Origin of the sequence: Beijerinckia mobilis, assembly GCF_000745425.1 — a bacterium.
Taxonomy (GTDB): Bacteria; Pseudomonadota; Alphaproteobacteria; order Rhizobiales; family Beijerinckiaceae; genus Beijerinckia; species Beijerinckia mobilis.
In genome coordinates this window covers 47472-64329 of record NZ_JQJH01000001.1, presented here as the reverse complement: position 1 = coordinate 64329, position 16858 = coordinate 47472, and the positions used below count along the sequence as shown (strand labels likewise).

Here is a 16858-nt window from a genome sequence, read left to right as displayed (position 1 = left end):
GAAAGCGGCTTGCCCGGCCTGGAGCATTTTTCGCTAACATTGAATCGCTGCGCAATTCCATTTCTTTGAAAATGCTCTAATTTTTCAGTGGAGCGTTTCCGAGGAAGCGGAGCGGAAAGCCGTTCCGCTCCGGCCTGCGGATCAGCTCATCACGACATTGACGGCGCTCTCGGGCAAATCCTTGCCGAAGCAGCGCTGATAGAATTCAGCGACGAGCGTGCGTTCCAGTTCGTCGCATTTGTTGAGGAAGGTCAGCCGGAAGGCAAAGCCGACATCGCCGAAGATTTCGGCATTTTCTGCCCAGGTGATGACCGTGCGCGGGCTCATGACGGTCGAGAGATCGCCCGCTATGAAGGCATTGCGGGTCAGATCGGCGACACGCACCATCTTGCTGATCGTGTCGCGGCCGTCCTTCTTGTCCTGGAAATGCTTGACCTTGGCGATGACGATATCGACTTCCCGGTCATGCGGCAGATAGTTCAGCGTGGTGACGATGGACCAGCGGTCCATCTGGCCCTGGTTGATCTGCTGGGTGCCGTGATAGAGGCCCGACGTATCCCCGAGGCCGATCGTATTCGTCGTGGCGAACAGGCGGAACGCCGGGTGAGGGCGGATGACGCGGCTTTGGTCGAGCAGAGTGAGATGGCCGGAGACTTCCAGCACGCGCTGGATGACGAACATGACATCCGGGCGTCCGGCATCATATTCATCGAAGCAGAGGGCGACGTTGTTCTGCAGCGCCCAGGGCAGAATTCCGTCCCTGAATTCGGTGACCTGCTTACCGTCCCGCAGGACGATGGCGTCCTTGCCGACGAGATCGACACGTGAAACATGGCTGTCGAGATTGATGCGCACGCAGGGCCAATTGAGGCGCGCCGCCACCTGTTCGATATGGGTCGATTTGCCGGTGCCGTGGTAGCCGGTGACCATGACCCGGCGATTGCGGGTGAAGCCGGCGAGAATGGCGAGCGTCGTATCGCGATCGAACAGATAGTCCGGATCGAGATCGGGCACATGGGTATCGGCAGCGGAATAGGCCGGAACCTCCATATCGGTGTCGATGCCGAACACCTGGCGAACCGAAATCTTCAAGTCCGGAAGCCCGTGCGAGGGCGCTGCGACTTCGTGAGTGACTGTGCTTGGCATAGATCCTCCGTGCCCATTGGCCCGGTTCTTAGCAAACTCAGAAGAGTTTGTTCGCATTAAATAGTGAGGCCGTGACGATCCGGCAGGCCGGGGCGTGGGCTCCCTTCGAAATTCCGTCCGCGCTTTGTTCTTCCATCCCGTCCTATCCAACCAGTTCCACATCGAGAATCGCGCCCGTAACCGGAGCATTGCCTCCGGTGCCTCTGATCGGGCACGAACGGGTGGGAACCGTTGCATGAGCAAAACACGCCTTGTGAAGGCGGTTTGGCCTTTCAGACGAACTTGACCGAGCGCAGATAATTGTAGGCACGGATGATTTCCCGCAGACGATCCTCGCTCGACCGGTCGCCTCCATTGGCATCTGGATGCAAACGCTTGACCAGATCCTTATAGCGGGTCTTCACGGCGGCGGCATCGGCCATTTCGTCTAGTCCCAGTTGGTCGAGTGCTTTCAGCACGGCGACGCCGTGGCGCGGCCGTGACTCGGCCCGGCGGGCTCTTGCTCCGCCGTTGCGCAAGACGCCGAGCGGATCCTGCGCCTGCTGCGGATCATCGCCATCCTCGCGAAAGCTCTTGCTCGAACGATTGACGCCCATGGCCCAGGTCGGCCGGTGGCCGATGGCATCGTCGCGCTGATAGACGGCGACGTCTTCTGCGCTCATCCCATTGAAATAATTATAGGATGCGTTGTATTCCCGGACGTGGTCAAGGCAGAAGTTGAAATATTGGCCTTCCCGCAGACGTCCTTGCGGGGCACGAAATTCGCCAATGGCCTGACAACCGGGATGATCGCAACGCACTTGGTCAGTCCGGGGGGCTGGCTTCCGGTCGGGTTTGACCCGGATACGATCGAATAGACGCGAATTCAGATTCATGATGCTGACATTATGAAGGTCTTTGAGGTGGCCGCAAGCGTTTCGGTTGGTTAAATTGACGGCGAAGAATGCGGCCGGATTTGCGTGAGGTCGGCGACGGTCGGTCGAAACATTGAGCATGAAAGGATGAAACGATGAGCGAACAGGCGGAAATCTCCGTGGGGGATGCGATCAAGGCCAAGCTGCAGGAGGCTTTGAATCCCATCTCTCTCGAAGTGATTGATGATTCGCATAAACATTCGGGCCATGCCCATGCCGTCATGCGCCCCGGCACAGCCAAGGGCCAAGGTGGGACGCATTTTCAGGTCAAAGTGGTTTCCGAAGCCTTTAAGGGCAAGAGCCGTATTGATCGCCACCGCACCATCAACAGCCTGCTGCAAAAGCAATTCGACGATGGTGTTCACGCTCTCGTGATCGATGCCAAAGCTCCGGGCGAATGAGCCGCGCCAGGACGGAAAAAGCGTCAAATCGGGGCGCGAAGCGCTCCGGTGCAATGGGATGATCGTCGACAGCCACGGAAGGGAGCATCGCCCGCGACGGGATTCGGGCGGGCGATGCCTTGCCTTTAAAGAGGGGTGTCAGATCCCTTAGGGAGAGTGAGCGGCTGAGGCACCGTGCGGGAATGGTGGTCCGCCTCTTTATTTTGCCGTCATCGCTCTCATCTATGAGAAACTACCGGTCTTGCGCGCCGCCGAGGCTTGGCCCTAACGGTGGCGCGTGGTGGGAGCCTCGTTTGAGGCTGCACAGCTGACACCAGGACCGGCAAGAGGAACGGAAAAGGGCGCGGCACCGGCTTTCGGGTTTGGTGCCTTTCTTGGATCTCCGGCTTTTGGGGGAAGCGTGCGGCGTCTCCATCTCGTCGTGGCCACCGTTGCCATCGCCTGTGTTCTTCTCACGGTTCTGCTCGGCTTTTTTTATTATCTGCAACCGACGCCCTTGCGGGTTGCGGTGGTACGCGGCAGCCGGGATCAGGCGATGATGAGCGCCGCCGCGCATATTCTTTCACAGGCCCATGAGCCGGTCCGGCTCAAGCTCGTCACCGCAGAGGATCTCCGCGGCGCCTCGAAGCTGCTGGGCGATGGCAAGGCCGATCTGGCCGTTTTAAGCAGCGACACCGCAATGCCTCCGTCCGGGCGCACGATTTTGATCATGCGCCACAATGCGGTGCTGATCTTCGCCCCCGATGACAAGGAAATCCACAAGATCTCCGATCTTGCCGGCAAGCGCATCGGTATCTTGCGTCCGCAGCCGCGTTTCACTGCTGCAGAAAAGCTCGACAACGGCCATCCTGAGGCGCTGCTTGCGCTTGTGCTGGCGCAATATGATGTTCCGGCGGCATCGGTGACGAAAATGCGCCTCACCGCTGCGGAAATTCCCGAAATGGTCCGGCAAAATCAGCTCGATGCCATCCTGATCGTCGATGCGCAGGAAGCACCTGAAGTGGCGACGGCGATCGATACGCTGATGCGGGCAAGCGGACACGCGATCAATTTTGTGCCGATCAAGGAAGCCGAAGCCATCGTCAAGAGAATGCCGAATCTCGATGTCGTCGAGGTGGTACGGGGCGTTTTTGGCGGTGCCGACCCGCCGCGCCCCGAAGAGGATTTCGATACGCTCGGCACGACGACACGGCTCGTCGCGACGACGCGTATCGGCAATGATCTTGCCGGCGAACTCACGCGGGTTCTGCTTGCGGCGCAACCGGGTCTTGCGGCCCAGTTTCCCATCGCCAACCAAATTCAGGCACCGGATTCCCGCAAGGATGCGGTTTTGCCGGTCCATCCCGGCACGCTCGCCTATCTGGATGATGAAGAGGAAAGCTTCTTCGATCGTTATAGCGACCTGTTCTATCTCGGCATCATGGCTTTGAGTCTGCTTGGCACCGGCATTGCGACCATGATGGGCCGCCTGCGGGACAATCCTCTCGATGGAGTTGATGAGGATCTGCAGAAACTGCTCTCCCTCGTGGGGTGCGCGAGAGAGAGCCGGGACCGAGAGGAGCTCGATTCGTGCCGGCGTGAGGCGGAGGCTCTGTTTGATCGCGTCCTGACACCGGCGAACATCCAGGTGATGGGCCCTGTCCGGCTTGCGGCATTCGGCATCGCCTTTGATGAATTGCGGTTTATCATGCTGGACAAACAGTCTGCCGTTCCTACGGAGGAGCGGTCCCCGCGCGCCATGTATCGCCTGCTGAACGAAGCGCTTCTGCCGCATAAACGCGGGAACGATTAATACCGGATCTCAATGAGAATGGGTCATTGAGATTAGGCTCCTCACGATGGTGGGGCGGCGGCTTTTGGGCGCACTGGCCTTGAGGCACATGCGCAGGACCGCTTGCGAGGAGCGGCAAGAATCTTCCTTTCCCGTTAGAAAATCAACCGGCCGTCCGCATGAATTGCCACATAAGGCATTCATACATATGTTCTATCAATAGTCGTATTGTATATGGACGGGCATGCGGGACAATCCTCACGATTTGATTGATTTCCCCTCATATCTTTCGACAAATTCAGAAATGTTAATGGCGAGGCGTAAGCTTGGCAGGAAGCACACTGCTTGTGCCATTAATGTTTCATGTTAATGTGCTGATAATATGCGCTGTTGATTTTTAAAGATTATATGATCCCGCCAAATGATTTCAGGAGTGCGCCATGCACAATATTGCCGCGAGAGGGGTAGGCCTGTCCGTTATCATCCTGGCGTTGTCCTGTATCATGGCTACGCTCGCGTCTGCGCAGCAGACGCCATCGGCGGGACCGCGAGTGCCCCTGGAAGCGCGAAGTGCAGCGGGTTCGCCCGCCGCCACTACCACGATTGATGGACGATATTTGCCACCACCGCCTCCCCCCTTCGGCGGTGTCATCAATCTCAATGCGGCAGAATCGACACCCTATTGGCCGCCGCGCGTCGTGCCGCCGAAGGGAGCGCCGAATATCCTCCTGATCATGACCGATGATGTCGGTTTCGGCGCGCCGAGCACTTTTGGCGGTGTCATTCCGACGCCGGCGCTCGACCGCATCGCCAAGGCGGGTTTACGCTACACGCAATTCCATTCGACGGCTCTCTGCTCGCCGACCCGTGCGGCGCTGATCACGGGGCGTAATCATCATGCCGTGGGTTTTGGCCAAATCTCCGAAATGTCGACGGGTTTTCCTGGCTATGACAGCATTATCACTAGAGATACTGTCACAATCGGCCGAATCCTGAGGGAAAATGGCTATGCGACCTCGTGGTTCGGCAAGGACCACAATACGCCGGCTTTTCAGGCCAGTCAGGCGGGACCTTTCGATCAATGGCCGCTCGGCATGGGGTTTGAATATTTTTACGGATTCGTCGGCGGTGATACCAGCCAATGGCAGCCTAATCTGTTTCGCCAGACGACTGCAATCTACCCCTATCTAGGCCATCCCGAATGGAACCTCACGACAGCCATGGCGGATGACGCCATCGCTCATATCAGGATGTTGAATGAGGTCGATCCGGCCAAGCCCTTCTTTGTCTATTATGTTCCGGGCGGCACCCACGCGCCGCATCATCCCACTCCGGAATGGATCAAGAAGATCAGCGACATGCATCTGTTTGACAAGGGCTGGAACGCGCTTCGCGAACAGATTTTCACCAATCAGAAGAGGCTTGGCGTCATCCCGGAATCTGCCGTGCTCACACCATGGCCGGATAAACTTCTGAAGCACTGGGACACGCTCAGCGCGGACGACAAGAAGATGTTTATCCGACAGGCGGATGTCTATGGTGCCTATCTCGCTTATACGGATCATGAGATCGGCCGCGTGATTCAGGCCGTCGAGGATATCGGCAAGCTCGATGATACATTGATCATCTATATCAGCGGCGACAATGGCTCGAGCGCCGAAGGGTCGCTCGAAGGAACACCCAACGAGGTTGCCCAGTTCAACAGCGTCGAGGTCCCTGTCGCGGATCAGCTCAAATATTTCTATGACGTCTGGGGGTCGGACCAGACCTACAACCATATGGCGGTTGGATGGACATGGGCCTTCGACACGCCCTACCAATGGACCAAGCAGGTGGCGTCGCATTTCGGGGGCACGCGCCAGGGCATGGCGATCTCCTGGCCGGGCCATATCAAGGATGTTGGAGGCATCCGTAACCAGTTTCATCATGTCATCGATATCGTGCCGACTATTCTGGACGCGACGAAAATCGTCCCTCCCGTCATGGTCGATGGCATCGCTCAAAATCCGATCGAAGGTGTAAGCCTTGCCTATACTTTCGATAATGCCAATGCCGATGCACCGACGCGTCATCATACGCAATATTTCGAGATGTTTGGCAACCGGGGCATTTACCATGATGGCTGGTATGCCAATACGCAGCCGATCAGTCCCCCGTGGAAACTCGGGGCGACCCCCAATCCCGATGTCATGAACAGCTACAAATGGGAACTCTACGACCTGACCAAGGACTGGACCCAAAGCAAAAACCTTGCGGATGCCAACCCTGTGAAACTGAAGGAATTGCAGGATCTCTTCATCGTCGAAGCCGCGAAATATCAGGTCTTTCCTCTTGATAATTCACTGGCCGCGCGCATGGTGACGCCGCGTCCGAGCGCGACCGCTGGCCGGACCGAATTTACCTATTCGGGCATGCTCACCGGTATTCCCATGGGGGCTGCTCCAAGTCTCATCGCGGCTTCATACACAATCACGGCGGAGATCGACGTTCCCAAGGATGGAGCGCAGGGCGTACTGGCGACCCAGGGAGGACGTTTCGGGGGCTGGGGCTTCTATCTCTTGAAGGGCAAGCCGGTTTTCACATGGAACCTGCTCGATCTTCAGCGCATTCGCTGGGAGGATGCGGAGGCACTGGCGCCAGGCAAGCACGTTCTGGTCTTTGACTTCAAATACGACGGGCTTGGCTTTGGAACATTGGCGTTCAACTCCATGAGCGGCCTTGGCCGGGGCGGCACCGGAACGCTTACGGTCGATGGCAAGGCTGTGGCGACGCACAAGGTGGAACGGACGATCCCGGTGATCCTGCAATGGGATGAGACGTTCGATATCGGTGCAGATACAGGTACGCCCGTCGATGATAAAGATTATCAACTTCCTTTCGCATTCAATGGTGTTCTCGACAAGCTGATGATCAAGATCGATCGACCTCAATTGTCTGAGGCGGACAAGAAACGCCTCATTCAGGAAAGTCAGCGCAACAACCATATGAGCGAATGAACGATCCAGAGACAATCCTGAGGTTGTCTCAATATGTTTCAATCAGGGAGAATGGCAATGTCGAAAAATGTGCTGAAATTCGCAGGTCTGACATTGGCAATGGTTTTGACAATGGGTCTGAGCATAGATGTTCAGGCAGCACCCGCAAGTTATTCTCGTACGATCCAGGAAACATCGGTCTATGGCGACCTCGTCCTCAAAACCGTGACGCGTGCAGGCGTCACCCATCGTTCCTCCCGCAGGACAGCACGCCGAGTGGAGCGGCGTCACTCCTATTGACGCTTTTCAAGCATGGCGACGATCAGTCAAAGCCATGCGTGATGTTCGAGATTTGAATCACGAAATGAATTGCCCTGGAAAGTGGAGGCACTTTCCAGGGCAAAGTTCTTTGGTAGTGATGAAACTGATCATTCCGGCGGGATAAGACGGCGTCTTCTTAAGATTGTCTTTCCGCCGGAACCTGCTTTATCGCTGCATTTTCATCATCATGTCCATCGGCATCAGATTATGATTGAGATGGTCCATGATCCACACAGAACCGATAAACAACAGGAGAACAATCAGAATACCGAAAGCCAGCGCCATGACGTTGTTGGTATTCTCCGGACCGGTGGTGATGTGCACGAAGAACACGAGATGGACGCCCATCTGCGCGACCGCGAGCACGATCAGGGCGACCGGAATACTCGGACCCCAGACAAGGTGGGTTTTGGCGATGAAGAAGGATGTCGCGGTTAAAAGAACCGCGAGACCGAGGCCGGCGAGATAGGTTTTGATGCCTTCCGCGACATTGTGGCTGTAGGCCGAATCATCCCCCGGGGGCAATTCGTGTCCTTGATTCGGGTCAGTTGCATGGGCCGTGCTCATTTTACAGTCCCCATCAGATAGACGATTGTAAAGACCGCGACCCAGACAATATCGAGCGTGTGCCAGAACAGCCCGAAGCAGAGGAGGCGGCGCATGATGTTGGCGCGGAAGCCTTTGGCGAAGACCTGGGCCATCATCGTCAGGAGCCAGAGAATACCGACGGAAACATGTAATCCGTGGCAACCGACGAGGGTGAAGAAGGCCGACAGGAAGGCGCTGCGAGTCGGGCCGGCTCCATGTTCGATGAGCTCGGAGAATTCCTGAAGCTCAAGTCCAAGAAAGCCGAGGCCGAGCACGGCCGTCACCGCCATCGAGATATAAAACCAGCGCTTGTTGCCGGCATCGGCCGCGATGGCCGCCATGCCACAGGTGAAGCTCGATGCAAGCAGCAAAGCGGTTTCAAGAGCGATACGCGGCAGCTCGAATATTTCGGCGCCCGTCGGTCCGCCGTCGGTCTCGCCGACGAGGACAGCATAGGCGGCGAAAAACGCCGAGAACATGACGATATCGGTCAGCAGGAAAATCCAGAAACCGAAACCGGTTATGACGCGTTTGGGTGCCGGGCCCGCTGCGCTATCCGAATAGCCTTGCGGATGCGCATGACCGAGCCGGTGCGGATCAGCGGAACTGGGAGAGAAAGTCACCGCAGTCATGCGCTCTGCCTTTCTTCGATAGGATTGGTTTTCAAGTAGTCTTCAAGGGCGATGCCACGCGCACGCCGGTTTTCTGCATCGAGCGCTTCGACCGTCGCGGCGGGGATTTCATATTCATCGTGATCACGCCAGGCGAAGACGACGAAGGTCGCGAAGGCACCGAAGGCGCCAAGCCCCAACATCCACCAGATCTGCCAGATCAACGCGAAACCCATGATGCTCGAGAAGATGGCGCATACGAAGCCGGTAGCGGTGTTACGCGGCATTTCGATCGGTTGATAGGGAGGCCTGGGGATCAGAGCGCCTTGCGAACGCGCGGTCTGCTTGACGGTCCAATAGGCCTCTTCGCCGCTGACGTCCGGCATGAAGGCGAAATTGAAGACCGGAGGCGGCGACGCGATCGACCATTCGAGCGAACGTCCATCCCAGGGATCGCCGGTCACATCGCGCAGAGCCTCGCGGTTGCGGATGCTTACGACGATCTGGGCAACCTGGAAGCCGATGCCGGCAAGGATGATGAGAGCACCGATACCAGCGATGATGAGCCAGGGTTGCCAGGCTGCGACATCATAGTGCTGCATGCGCCGCGTCATACCAAGGAAGCCGAGGATATAGAGCGGCGTGAAGGCGACATAATAGCCGATGAACCAGCACCAGAACGCTTTCTTGCCGAGCTCTTCATCAAGCTTGAAGCCGAACGCTTTGGGGAACCAATAAGTATAGCCCGCAAAGAGACCGAACACCACGCCGCCGATGATGACATTGTGGAAGTGGGCGATGAGGAACAGGCTGTTGTGCAGCACGAAATCGGCCGGCGGCACCGCCATCAACACGCCGGTCATACCGCCGACGATGAAGGTGATGATAAAGCCGACGGACCACAGCATAGGTGTCTCGAACCGGATGCGGCCACCATACATGGTGAACAGCCAGTTGTAGATTTTGACACCTGTCGGCACGGCGATGATCATTGTCGCAATACCGAAGACGGCGTTGACATCAGGCCCAGCGCCCATGGTGAAGAAGTGATGCAGCCAGACCATGAAGGACAGGATGCAGATGCCCATGGTGGCGGCGACCATCGAGCGATAGCCAAACAGCGGCTTGCCCGAGAAAGTCGAGACCACTTCCGAAAACACGCCGAAAGCAGGCAGGATCAGAATATAGACTTCCGGATGACCCCATGCCCAGATGAGGTTGATGAACATCATCGCATTGCCGCCGCCATCATTCGTGAAGAAATGAAAGCCCAGATAGCGATCGAGCGTCAGCATGACGAGCGTGGCGGTCAGGATCGGGAAGGCGGCGATGATCAGAAGGTTCGAGGCGAGCGCAGTCCAGCAGAACACAGGCATGCGCAGATAGGTCATGCCATAGGTACGTACCTTCAAGATCGTCGTCACGAGATTGATGCCGGATGTCAGCGTGCCGACACCTGCGATCTGCAATGCCCAGAGATAATAATCGACGCCGACGCCGGGTGAATAGGCCGCTTCTGAAAGCGGCGGATAGGCGAGCCATCCAGTGCGGGCGAATTCGCCGACGAAGAGCGACAGATTGATCAGCAACGCGCCGGTGGCGGTAAGCCAGAAGCCGACCGAGTTGATTGTGGGGAAAGCAACGTCGCGCACGCCGAGCTGGAGCGGAACGACGAAATTCATCAGACCGGTCACAAATGGCATGGCGACGAAGAAGATCATGATCGTCCCATGCGCCGTGAAGATCTGGTCGTAATGCTCCGGTGGTAGATAGCCTGGGGCATTAAAGGCGAACGCCTGTTGCGCACGCATCATCAGAGCGTCGGCAAAGCCGCGCAACAGCATGATCGAGGCAAGGAGGACATACATGACGCCGATCCGCTTGTGATCGACGCTGGTGATCCATTCCCGCCAGATGTAGGGAAGATATCCCTTGACGAGAACCCAAAGCAGCACCGCGCCAACGATAAGGCCGACGATCGCCGAAGTGACGAGGGGGATGGGCTGGTCGAAAGGAATAGCAGCCCAGGTGAGCTTGCCGAACATGTCAGCCTCCGTTGCTTGAAGAGACGGAAGGAGTGGAACTTGCGCTTTCCGGCTGCGGGCCAGGGCCCGGCGGAATTTTGTGCCGGACGATCGCGTCGAACAATCCGGGATCCGCAAGCGTGAAGGTTTTGGGTGCCACGGGGCTCGATTGACGGGCGAGTTCCTCGTATGCGGCCCTATCGAGCCGTTCCGGCGCAGTCTGTGCCTTGGCGAGCCAAGCCTGGAACTGTTCCTTGGAAACCGCATTCACCTTGAAGCTCATGTCGGAGAAGCCGGCGCCGCTATAATGTGCGCCAAGACCGTGGAAGGTCCCTTCGCTCGAAGCCATGAGATTGAGGGGCGATTGCATGCCGCTCATCGCGTAGATCATCGTTCCGAGCTGGGGAACGAAGAAGACGTTCATGACGCTTGACGATGTCAGTGACATACGGAGCGGTACATTGACCGGCACCGTCAATTCATTGACCGTCGCTACATGTCCGTCAGGATAGATGAACAGCCATTTCCAATCGAGCGCCACGACCTGTATGTCGAGTGGTTGCTCAGTGCTCTCGATGGGCTTTGCCGGATCGAGATCGTGCGAACCGATCCAGGCGACACCTCCGAGCAGGAGGATGACGAGGATGGGAATGCTCCAGACCACCAGTTCGACGGCGCCTGAATGGGCGAAGTCCGGCCGGTAGGTTGCGCGTGTATTCGACGCGCGATACCACCAGGCAAAGCCGACGGTGGCAATCATCGTCGGGATGACGATGGCGAGCATGATCGCGATTGAATCGATCAGAATGGTCTTGTTGGCTTCGGCAATAGGTCCCTGCGGATCGAGAATGCCTTTGCTGCAGGCCGAAAGACCAAGCAGACTCATGGCCGCAGTCGCCATGGCGAGCTTCCGCCATGAGGGATATTTGTATGAAGCGGAACGTGTGTCGTTCCGGGAGCAGAGATGTGCTGGCTTTGGCATGATCATTCCCAGCGTGGGGTTCCAGCCCTTGGGGCCGATGGAGTCATAAAGTGGCGCATTCATTCTCAGCGTGATGCTGGAGTGTTGTTCATTTTCTTTCGGTTTGGGGGGTGGAAATCCGGACATATCGGTATCGATAGTCGGAGGTGTGACGATAGGTGCAATAATTATTCTCGCCACGCCAATAGGGGATGGCGCGGTGTCAGGAAAGACCCATGATCATCACATTTGGCGGCGGAATGACGCAAGCGGTGTTACAAAAGGACGCAGCTCGTGCTCATGATCCACGACGAAAAACGCGGTCGTCCGGTTTGGAATCGACTGCGCAGCGGAAATTAAAATAGATTAAAATCATTGGCTTATAGGTTTTATGCGCCGAGATTTGTGGCTCATGCCAAAGATGGTGCGCGTTGAACAATCTCCGCCGGCAAGCGCGATGCCTGCGACAAGATGTCTGTGCCAACATGCTCACTTTAGCGCGCCGGGCGCCGAGCGGCTGGAGCATTGTTTTGTCTCCAAGCCGCCAATTTAAAAGAAATTTGAATGTCCTTGGCCAATTTTGATGATGCCTCGATTCAATCTGAACCAAGGATTTTTATTGTGTCGCTTATGCGACTTCGCGGAGATCTTTGCGGAGAACCTTGCCGAGCGGCGATTTCGGCAGGGCATCGACGAAGACGACATGGCGCGGTGTCTTGTAGCCCGCAAGTTCGCGGCGGCACCAATCACGGATTGCCTCGACCGTCAGATCCGGGTCAGAGCGAACGACAAAGACTTTCGGCACTTCGCCGGCGATCGGGTCTGGTACGCCGACCGCACAACATTCCACGACACCCGGACATTTCGACAGAACAGCCTCGATCTCACTCGGATATACATTGAAGCCAGAAACGAGAATCATGTCCTTGAGGCGATCAATGAGTGTGACATAGCCTTCCTCGTCGATGGTGGCGATATCACCTGTATGCAGCCAGCCTCCGCGCAAGGCGACGGCGGTTTCCTGTTTCTGTCGCCAATAGCCCTGCATCACCTGGGGGCCGCGCACGACGAGTTCTCCCATCATGTCACGTGGCACCTCTTTATCTTCCGCGTCGACGCAGCGGATTTCCGTTCCCGGAACGACGATGCCAATCGATCCGGGCTTCGGACGCAGCACGGGATTGAAAGTGACGACCGGCGAAGCCTCCGTGAGGCCATAGCCTTCGATCACCGGACTGCCGACGCTGGCCTCCCATTTTTGCGCGACCTCCTTCTGCAAGGAGGTGCCGCCAGCCCAGGAAAGCCGCAATGTCGGCGGCGGTGCGTCGCGAAACCAGCCATCTCGCAAAAGCCCTTGAAAAAGTGGATTGACGCCGGTCATCAGAGTGATCGGCATATGTTTGAAAGCGGGACGCAGATTGCTGAGCGGGCGTGGATTGGGAATGAGAATATTGCGGCCGCCGACGGAAAACAGACCGAGAAAATTCACGGTAAAGGCGAAGATGTGATAGAGCGGCAGAGCGGTCAGCATCACGTCGTTCTCATTGACGTCATGCGCCGCCGAGCTCATGAATTGCACGATATTCATCAGCAAATTGCGATGGCTGAGCATGGCGCCCTTGCTGACGCCTGTCGTGCCGCCTGTATATTGCAGACAGGCGATCGATTCCGACGACAGATCCTTCATATACAGGCTGACATCGCTTCCGGCGGAGATGAGCCCGGCACCATCGCGCAGCACGGAGACGAAACTGAGAGCGGCGAAATCGTGCCGTGGAATCTCCCGGCGTATATGTTTCTGCATGAACGCGACCAGCATTTTCCGGTGCCATGGGAAACATTCGGCGACGGATGCCAGGACGACGACGGGCCGGGCGGAGTTTGCGAGTGCGGTGGCGACCCGGTCAGCGATCATATCGAGGACCACGATGACCGCTGGTTGCGCGTCCGAGAGGACATGAGCAATTTCTGTGGATGTGTAAAGCGGATTGATGTTGACGAGAACACAGCCGGCCTTGAACGTGCCGAACGCCACAATCGGATAGGTGAGCGAATTGGGCATGATGATGGCGATGCGTTCGCCGGGAGGAAGACAAAGTTCATTGCGCAAATAGGCAGCGAAAGCGTTAGCGTGTCTCTCGATCTCGGCAAACGTCAGGGAGCCGTTCATGCCGTTTGGCAGCACCGTGGTAAAGGCGCAAGAGTTGCCGCGCCGGCTGGCGAGATCCGACGCCATATCGCCGAGGAAGCGATAGGGCATTTTGATCTGCGGTACGCCCGGCACAGCTTCCCCTGGCGGATGATCGGCAGCATCCTGTCCGCCCGTTGCGCCGCCGCCGCTTGTTGAAGTGGCTGGCATATCCATTCATTCCTCCTTAACGCGAGAGCCGGTTTGGCTATCGCCGTACGGCTCCACTGAAAAATGAGAGTGTTTTCAGTGCTTTTGGATCGCATGGCGATTCGACGTGACCTGAAAAGACTCCAGGCGGCTTTCACGACCGGCGCTTCTTCCCACCTGTATCTTGTCTTTGCGTGGGAAAGCCCACGAGAAACTTTTATCGTGCTTCATCCGCTTTTCAGATGAATGAAGTTTTTCTATATCTTTCTTAGAAAAGGGGTGATTCCGAATTTTGGGTCATCATGATCTTTAACCCATGACGAAAACCATACGCGAGGACAAGGCCTTGGCCGTATCGACACAGAAGAGGATCAACTGGCTGCATGTTTCGACCCTCGTTGCTGTTGCGATTCTCGTCGGGACGGAGATGGTCGGAGCCTCCTGGGCTGCGGGCTGGGCGCTCGGCGGCCTGCTGCAACTCGATCCGATGATCAGCCGTGCGATCGAAATTCTGTTCGCGGCCTGTGGTTTCGTGCTGCTTTATTATTTTATGCGCACCGCCATCCGGAACGAACCGATTTCCGATTGACCGCAAGAGGGACGCTTCGGCGACCAAGGCGGATTTCTCCCACGGTTGCTACTCGTCTTGCCTTGAACGAGGCACGGGCCACGGGCTGTAAATATCAGATTCATTCATTTTAGGGCGTGTATTATTTTTCGCCCTCGTTCAGATGTTTCCGGGACGGTGGGATTAGAAAAGCGAGCATCTTCATCGTTTGTCTATGATGATTGTTCTCAACGTTTGATTTTATGTCTTTTTTGCAACGCATGGGGTGGCCATGGCTTGGTTCTCTCTTGCGTCTTCATCATTTGTGACGGTTTATCTCATTGGGGGCATGTGTTCCGTGTCCGGTATGACATCGAGATGAGTGATTGTTGTTCTCCTTTACCGGGTGCCGGTGTCCGCTGGCATCGTCGGGCGATGCTGCAATTCCTGGGGACGCTGGGAGCCATAGCCCTGGGAGGTCGAGAAGCGGCGGCTGAAACTCAGCAGGGTTTGCACTTCGGCGCTCCCGAACCCTTTTCCTTTGAACTTCTGAAAGAGAGGGCGCGGTCTCACGCTGCGCTGCCCTATATTCCGCCTCCGGAACCCTCGCCGGATATCGTGCGCCAACTCGATTACGAGGTTTTGGGTAAAATCCGCTTCAACATGGATTATGCGCTTTTTGCCAACGGGCCGGAGCGCTTTCCGATCAGTTTCTTTCCGCTTGGCACCTTCTTCCGCAAATCGGTCGGCATGCATGTCGTCTCCGGCGGCATGGCACGCGAAATCCTCTACAATTCTTCCTATTTCCACATGCCCGCGGATTCGCCCGCACGTCGTTTGCCGGAGGGAGCCGGTTTTGCCGGGCTGCGTATTCAGGAGCCAAGGGATGGCGCGCTGGACTGGCGCCGCAATGATTGGATTGCCTTTCTCGGTGCTTCTTATTTCCGGGCGATTGGCTCGCTGCATCAATATGGGCTGTCGGCGCGTGCGGTAGCTCTCGATGTCGCGGTTGAAGGGAAGGCTGAGGAATTTCCGGATTTCACCCATTTCTTCATCGAGCAGAATGACGCCCATGACAACGTGACGATTTATGCACTTCTGGAGAGCGTGTCGCTCGCAGGCGCCTGTCGTTTCGTGCTGAGGCGTGAGGCGGGTGTTACGATGGAGATCGAGCAGGCGCTTTATATTCGTGCGCCGGTACGCCGGTTCGGCCTCGCGCCTTTGACGTCGATGTTCTGGTTTTCTGAAACGGTAAAACCAATGGCGGTGGATTGGCGCCCCGAGGTGCATGATTCCGACGGCCTTGCGCTCCATACGAGTTCGGGTGAACGGATCTGGCGTCCGTTGAATGATCCTCCGCGTACGATCGTGTCTTCCTTCGCGGATGAAAATCCGCGTGGCTTCGGCCTGTTGCAGAGGGATCGTCGCTTCGATCATTATCTCGACGGCGTCGCTTACGACCGTCGGCCAAGCCTTTGGGTCGAGCCTGTCGGTGGCTGGGGCAAGGGCAGTGTGCAGCTTGTCGAAATTCCGACGAATGATGAAATCCACGATAATATTGTAGCGATGTGGGTGCCGGATCGTGCGATCGGGGCCGGCGAGGAGATCTCGCTCGCCTACCGTCTCTATTGGCAGGCAGACGAGCCTTTTCCGACCACGCTCGCACGCTGCGTCGCGACACGTCTCGGCAATGGCGGCGAGCCGGGACGGCCAAGGCCTGCGGGCAGGCGTAAATTCGTGGTCGAATTTCTGGGCGGCCCATTGGCGGATTTGGCCTCTGGAGAAAAACCCGAGGCGGTGCTGTGGGCATCACGCGGCAGCTTTTCCTACATATTCACAGAAGCCGTGCCGGATGATGTTGTGGGGCATTGGCGGGCGCAATTCGATTTCACCGACAGCGCGGCATCAGAAACCAAGGACCCCGTCGAGATGCGCCTCACTCTCAAAGCGGGAGAGAAAACCTTAAGCGAGACCTGGGCATTTCAATATCATCCCTTTTGACGAAAACAGGATTCACTGCGCGTCACGGACCGGATGAATAGAAAATGTTCGAAGGGATAAAATTCAGAAGCGTTTTGACCTGATGATGGGAAAAGGCGTTCGGCGGCTGATTTATGCCGACTTTTTGGGCGATTACTGCCGGGATTTAAATTTCCGTTGTGAAGCCCTGCGAAACCTGACACGCGGCCGTTTAGCGACGTGACCTGACCAATGGGACCCGGTGAATGAAATTTCGAGCGGTCCGGCGGCAAGGGGACTCC

General features: G+C 56.9%; 13 protein-coding genes. 6 read left to right on the top strand and 7 right to left on the bottom strand.

Annotated features, from left to right (window positions below):
• Positions 1–141: 141 nt before the first annotated feature.
• The gene (cobS, locus tag DL88_RS00255) at positions 142–1146 is read right to left on the bottom strand and encodes a cobaltochelatase subunit CobS (RefSeq protein ID WP_034990597.1); all 1005 of its coding nucleotides are present in this window, start codon (positions 1144–1146) and stop codon (positions 142–144) included.
• A 272-nt stretch (positions 1147–1418) separates the two neighbouring features.
• Positions 1419–2021 (bottom strand): J domain-containing protein, encoded by a 603-nt coding sequence (locus DL88_RS00250; RefSeq protein WP_034991090.1) that lies wholly within the window; start codon positions 2019–2021, stop codon positions 1419–1421.
• A gap of 134 nt (positions 2022–2155) precedes the next feature.
• Between DL88_RS00250 and DL88_RS00245 the strand changes: the two genes are divergently transcribed.
• The 4 genes from DL88_RS00245 (at position 2156) to DL88_RS00230 (ending at position 7507) form a co-directional block, all read left to right on the top strand.
• Positions 2156–2461, top strand: coding sequence for a BolA family protein (locus DL88_RS00245; RefSeq protein WP_034990596.1), 306 nt, complete (start codon positions 2156–2158; stop codon positions 2459–2461).
• 280 nt (positions 2462–2741) lie between these two features.
• On the top strand, positions 2742–4253 hold the full coding sequence (locus DL88_RS00240; protein WP_034990594.1) for a TAXI family TRAP transporter solute-binding subunit: 1512 nt from the start codon (positions 2742–2744) through the stop codon (positions 4251–4253).
• A gap of 419 nt (positions 4254–4672) precedes the next feature.
• Positions 4673–7228: an arylsulfatase gene (locus DL88_RS00235; protein WP_051955410.1), complete on the top strand. Its 2556-nt coding sequence runs from the start codon at positions 4673–4675 to the stop codon at positions 7226–7228.
• Between the two features lie 57 nt (positions 7229–7285).
• On the top strand, positions 7286–7507 hold the full coding sequence (locus DL88_RS00230; RefSeq protein ID WP_034990592.1) for a hypothetical protein: 222 nt from the start codon (positions 7286–7288) through the stop codon (positions 7505–7507).
• Between the two features lie 186 nt (positions 7508–7693).
• Here the strand turns inward: DL88_RS00230 and cyoD are convergent, their stop codons facing one another.
• From cyoD to DL88_RS00205, 5 genes are all read right to left on the bottom strand, one after another.
• Entirely contained in the window at positions 7694–8095 is a 402-nt protein-coding gene (gene cyoD / locus DL88_RS00225; RefSeq protein ID WP_034990589.1) for a cytochrome o ubiquinol oxidase subunit IV, read from the bottom strand.
• Entirely contained in the window at positions 8092–8748 is a 657-nt protein-coding gene (gene cyoC / locus DL88_RS00220; protein ID WP_034990587.1) for a cytochrome o ubiquinol oxidase subunit III, read from the bottom strand. The genes cyoD and cyoC overlap by 4 nt, the downstream gene beginning before the upstream one ends.
• Positions 8745–10772 (bottom strand): cytochrome o ubiquinol oxidase subunit I, encoded by a 2028-nt coding sequence (gene cyoB / locus DL88_RS00215; protein ID WP_034990585.1) that lies wholly within the window; start codon positions 10770–10772, stop codon positions 8745–8747. Before cyoB ends, cyoC begins: the two co-directional genes overlap by 4 nt.
• 1 nt (position 10773) lies before the next feature.
• Positions 10774–11652 (bottom strand): ubiquinol oxidase subunit II, encoded by an 879-nt coding sequence (gene cyoA, locus DL88_RS00210; RefSeq protein WP_245270560.1) that lies wholly within the window; start codon positions 11650–11652, stop codon positions 10774–10776.
• A 688-nt stretch (positions 11653–12340) separates the two neighbouring features.
• On the bottom strand, positions 12341–14077 hold the full coding sequence (locus tag DL88_RS00205; RefSeq protein ID WP_245270559.1) for an AMP-binding protein: 1737 nt from the start codon (positions 14075–14077) through the stop codon (positions 12341–12343).
• A gap of 289 nt (positions 14078–14366) precedes the next feature.
• Between DL88_RS00205 and DL88_RS00200 the strand changes: the two genes are divergently transcribed.
• Both DL88_RS00200 and DL88_RS00195 read left to right on the top strand, forming a co-directional pair.
• Complete coding sequence (locus DL88_RS00200; RefSeq protein WP_051955409.1) at positions 14367–14639, top strand: hypothetical protein; 273 nt, start codon at positions 14367–14369, stop codon at positions 14637–14639.
• 336 nt (positions 14640–14975) lie between these two features.
• Complete coding sequence (locus DL88_RS00195; RefSeq protein ID WP_084704690.1) at positions 14976–16598, top strand: OpgD/OpgG family glucan biosynthesis protein; 1623 nt, start codon at positions 14976–14978, stop codon at positions 16596–16598.
• Positions 16599–16858: the final 260 nt, after the last annotated feature.

What these genes read in the sequence shown, in the direction of transcription:
- DL88_RS00230 (WP_034990592.1), top strand. Translation starts at nt 7,286, where the DNA reads ATGTCGAAAAATGTGCTGAAATTCGCAGGTCTGACATTGGCAATGGTT.
- DL88_RS00200 (WP_051955409.1), top strand. Translation starts at nt 14,367, where the DNA reads ATGACGAAAACCATACGCGAGGACAAGGCCTTGGCCGTATCGACACAG.
- cyoC (WP_034990587.1), bottom strand. Translation starts at nt 8,748, where the DNA reads ATGACTGCGGTGACTTTCTCTCCCAGTTCCGCTGATCCGCACCGGCTC.
- DL88_RS00245 (WP_034990596.1), top strand. Translation starts at nt 2,156, where the DNA reads ATGAGCGAACAGGCGGAAATCTCCGTGGGGGATGCGATCAAGGCCAAG.
- DL88_RS00195 (WP_084704690.1), top strand. Translation starts at nt 14,976, where the DNA reads ATGAGTGATTGTTGTTCTCCTTTACCGGGTGCCGGTGTCCGCTGGCAT.
- cyoD (WP_034990589.1), bottom strand. Translation starts at nt 8,095, where the DNA reads ATGAGCACGGCCCATGCAACTGACCCGAATCAAGGACACGAATTGCCC.
- cobS (WP_034990597.1), bottom strand. Translation starts at nt 1,146, where the DNA reads ATGCCAAGCACAGTCACTCACGAAGTCGCAGCGCCCTCGCACGGGCTT.
- DL88_RS00250 (WP_034991090.1), bottom strand. Translation starts at nt 2,021, where the DNA reads ATGAATCTGAATTCGCGTCTATTCGATCGTATCCGGGTCAAACCCGAC.
- cyoB (WP_034990585.1), bottom strand. Translation starts at nt 10,772, where the DNA reads ATGTTCGGCAAGCTCACCTGGGCTGCTATTCCTTTCGACCAGCCCATC.
- cyoA (WP_245270560.1), bottom strand. Translation starts at nt 11,652, where the DNA reads ATGGCGACTGCGGCCATGAGTCTGCTTGGTCTTTCGGCCTGCAGCAAA.
- DL88_RS00205 (WP_245270559.1), bottom strand. Translation starts at nt 14,077, where the DNA reads ATGGATATGCCAGCCACTTCAACAAGCGGCGGCGGCGCAACGGGCGGA.
- DL88_RS00235 (WP_051955410.1), top strand. Translation starts at nt 4,673, where the DNA reads ATGCACAATATTGCCGCGAGAGGGGTAGGCCTGTCCGTTATCATCCTG.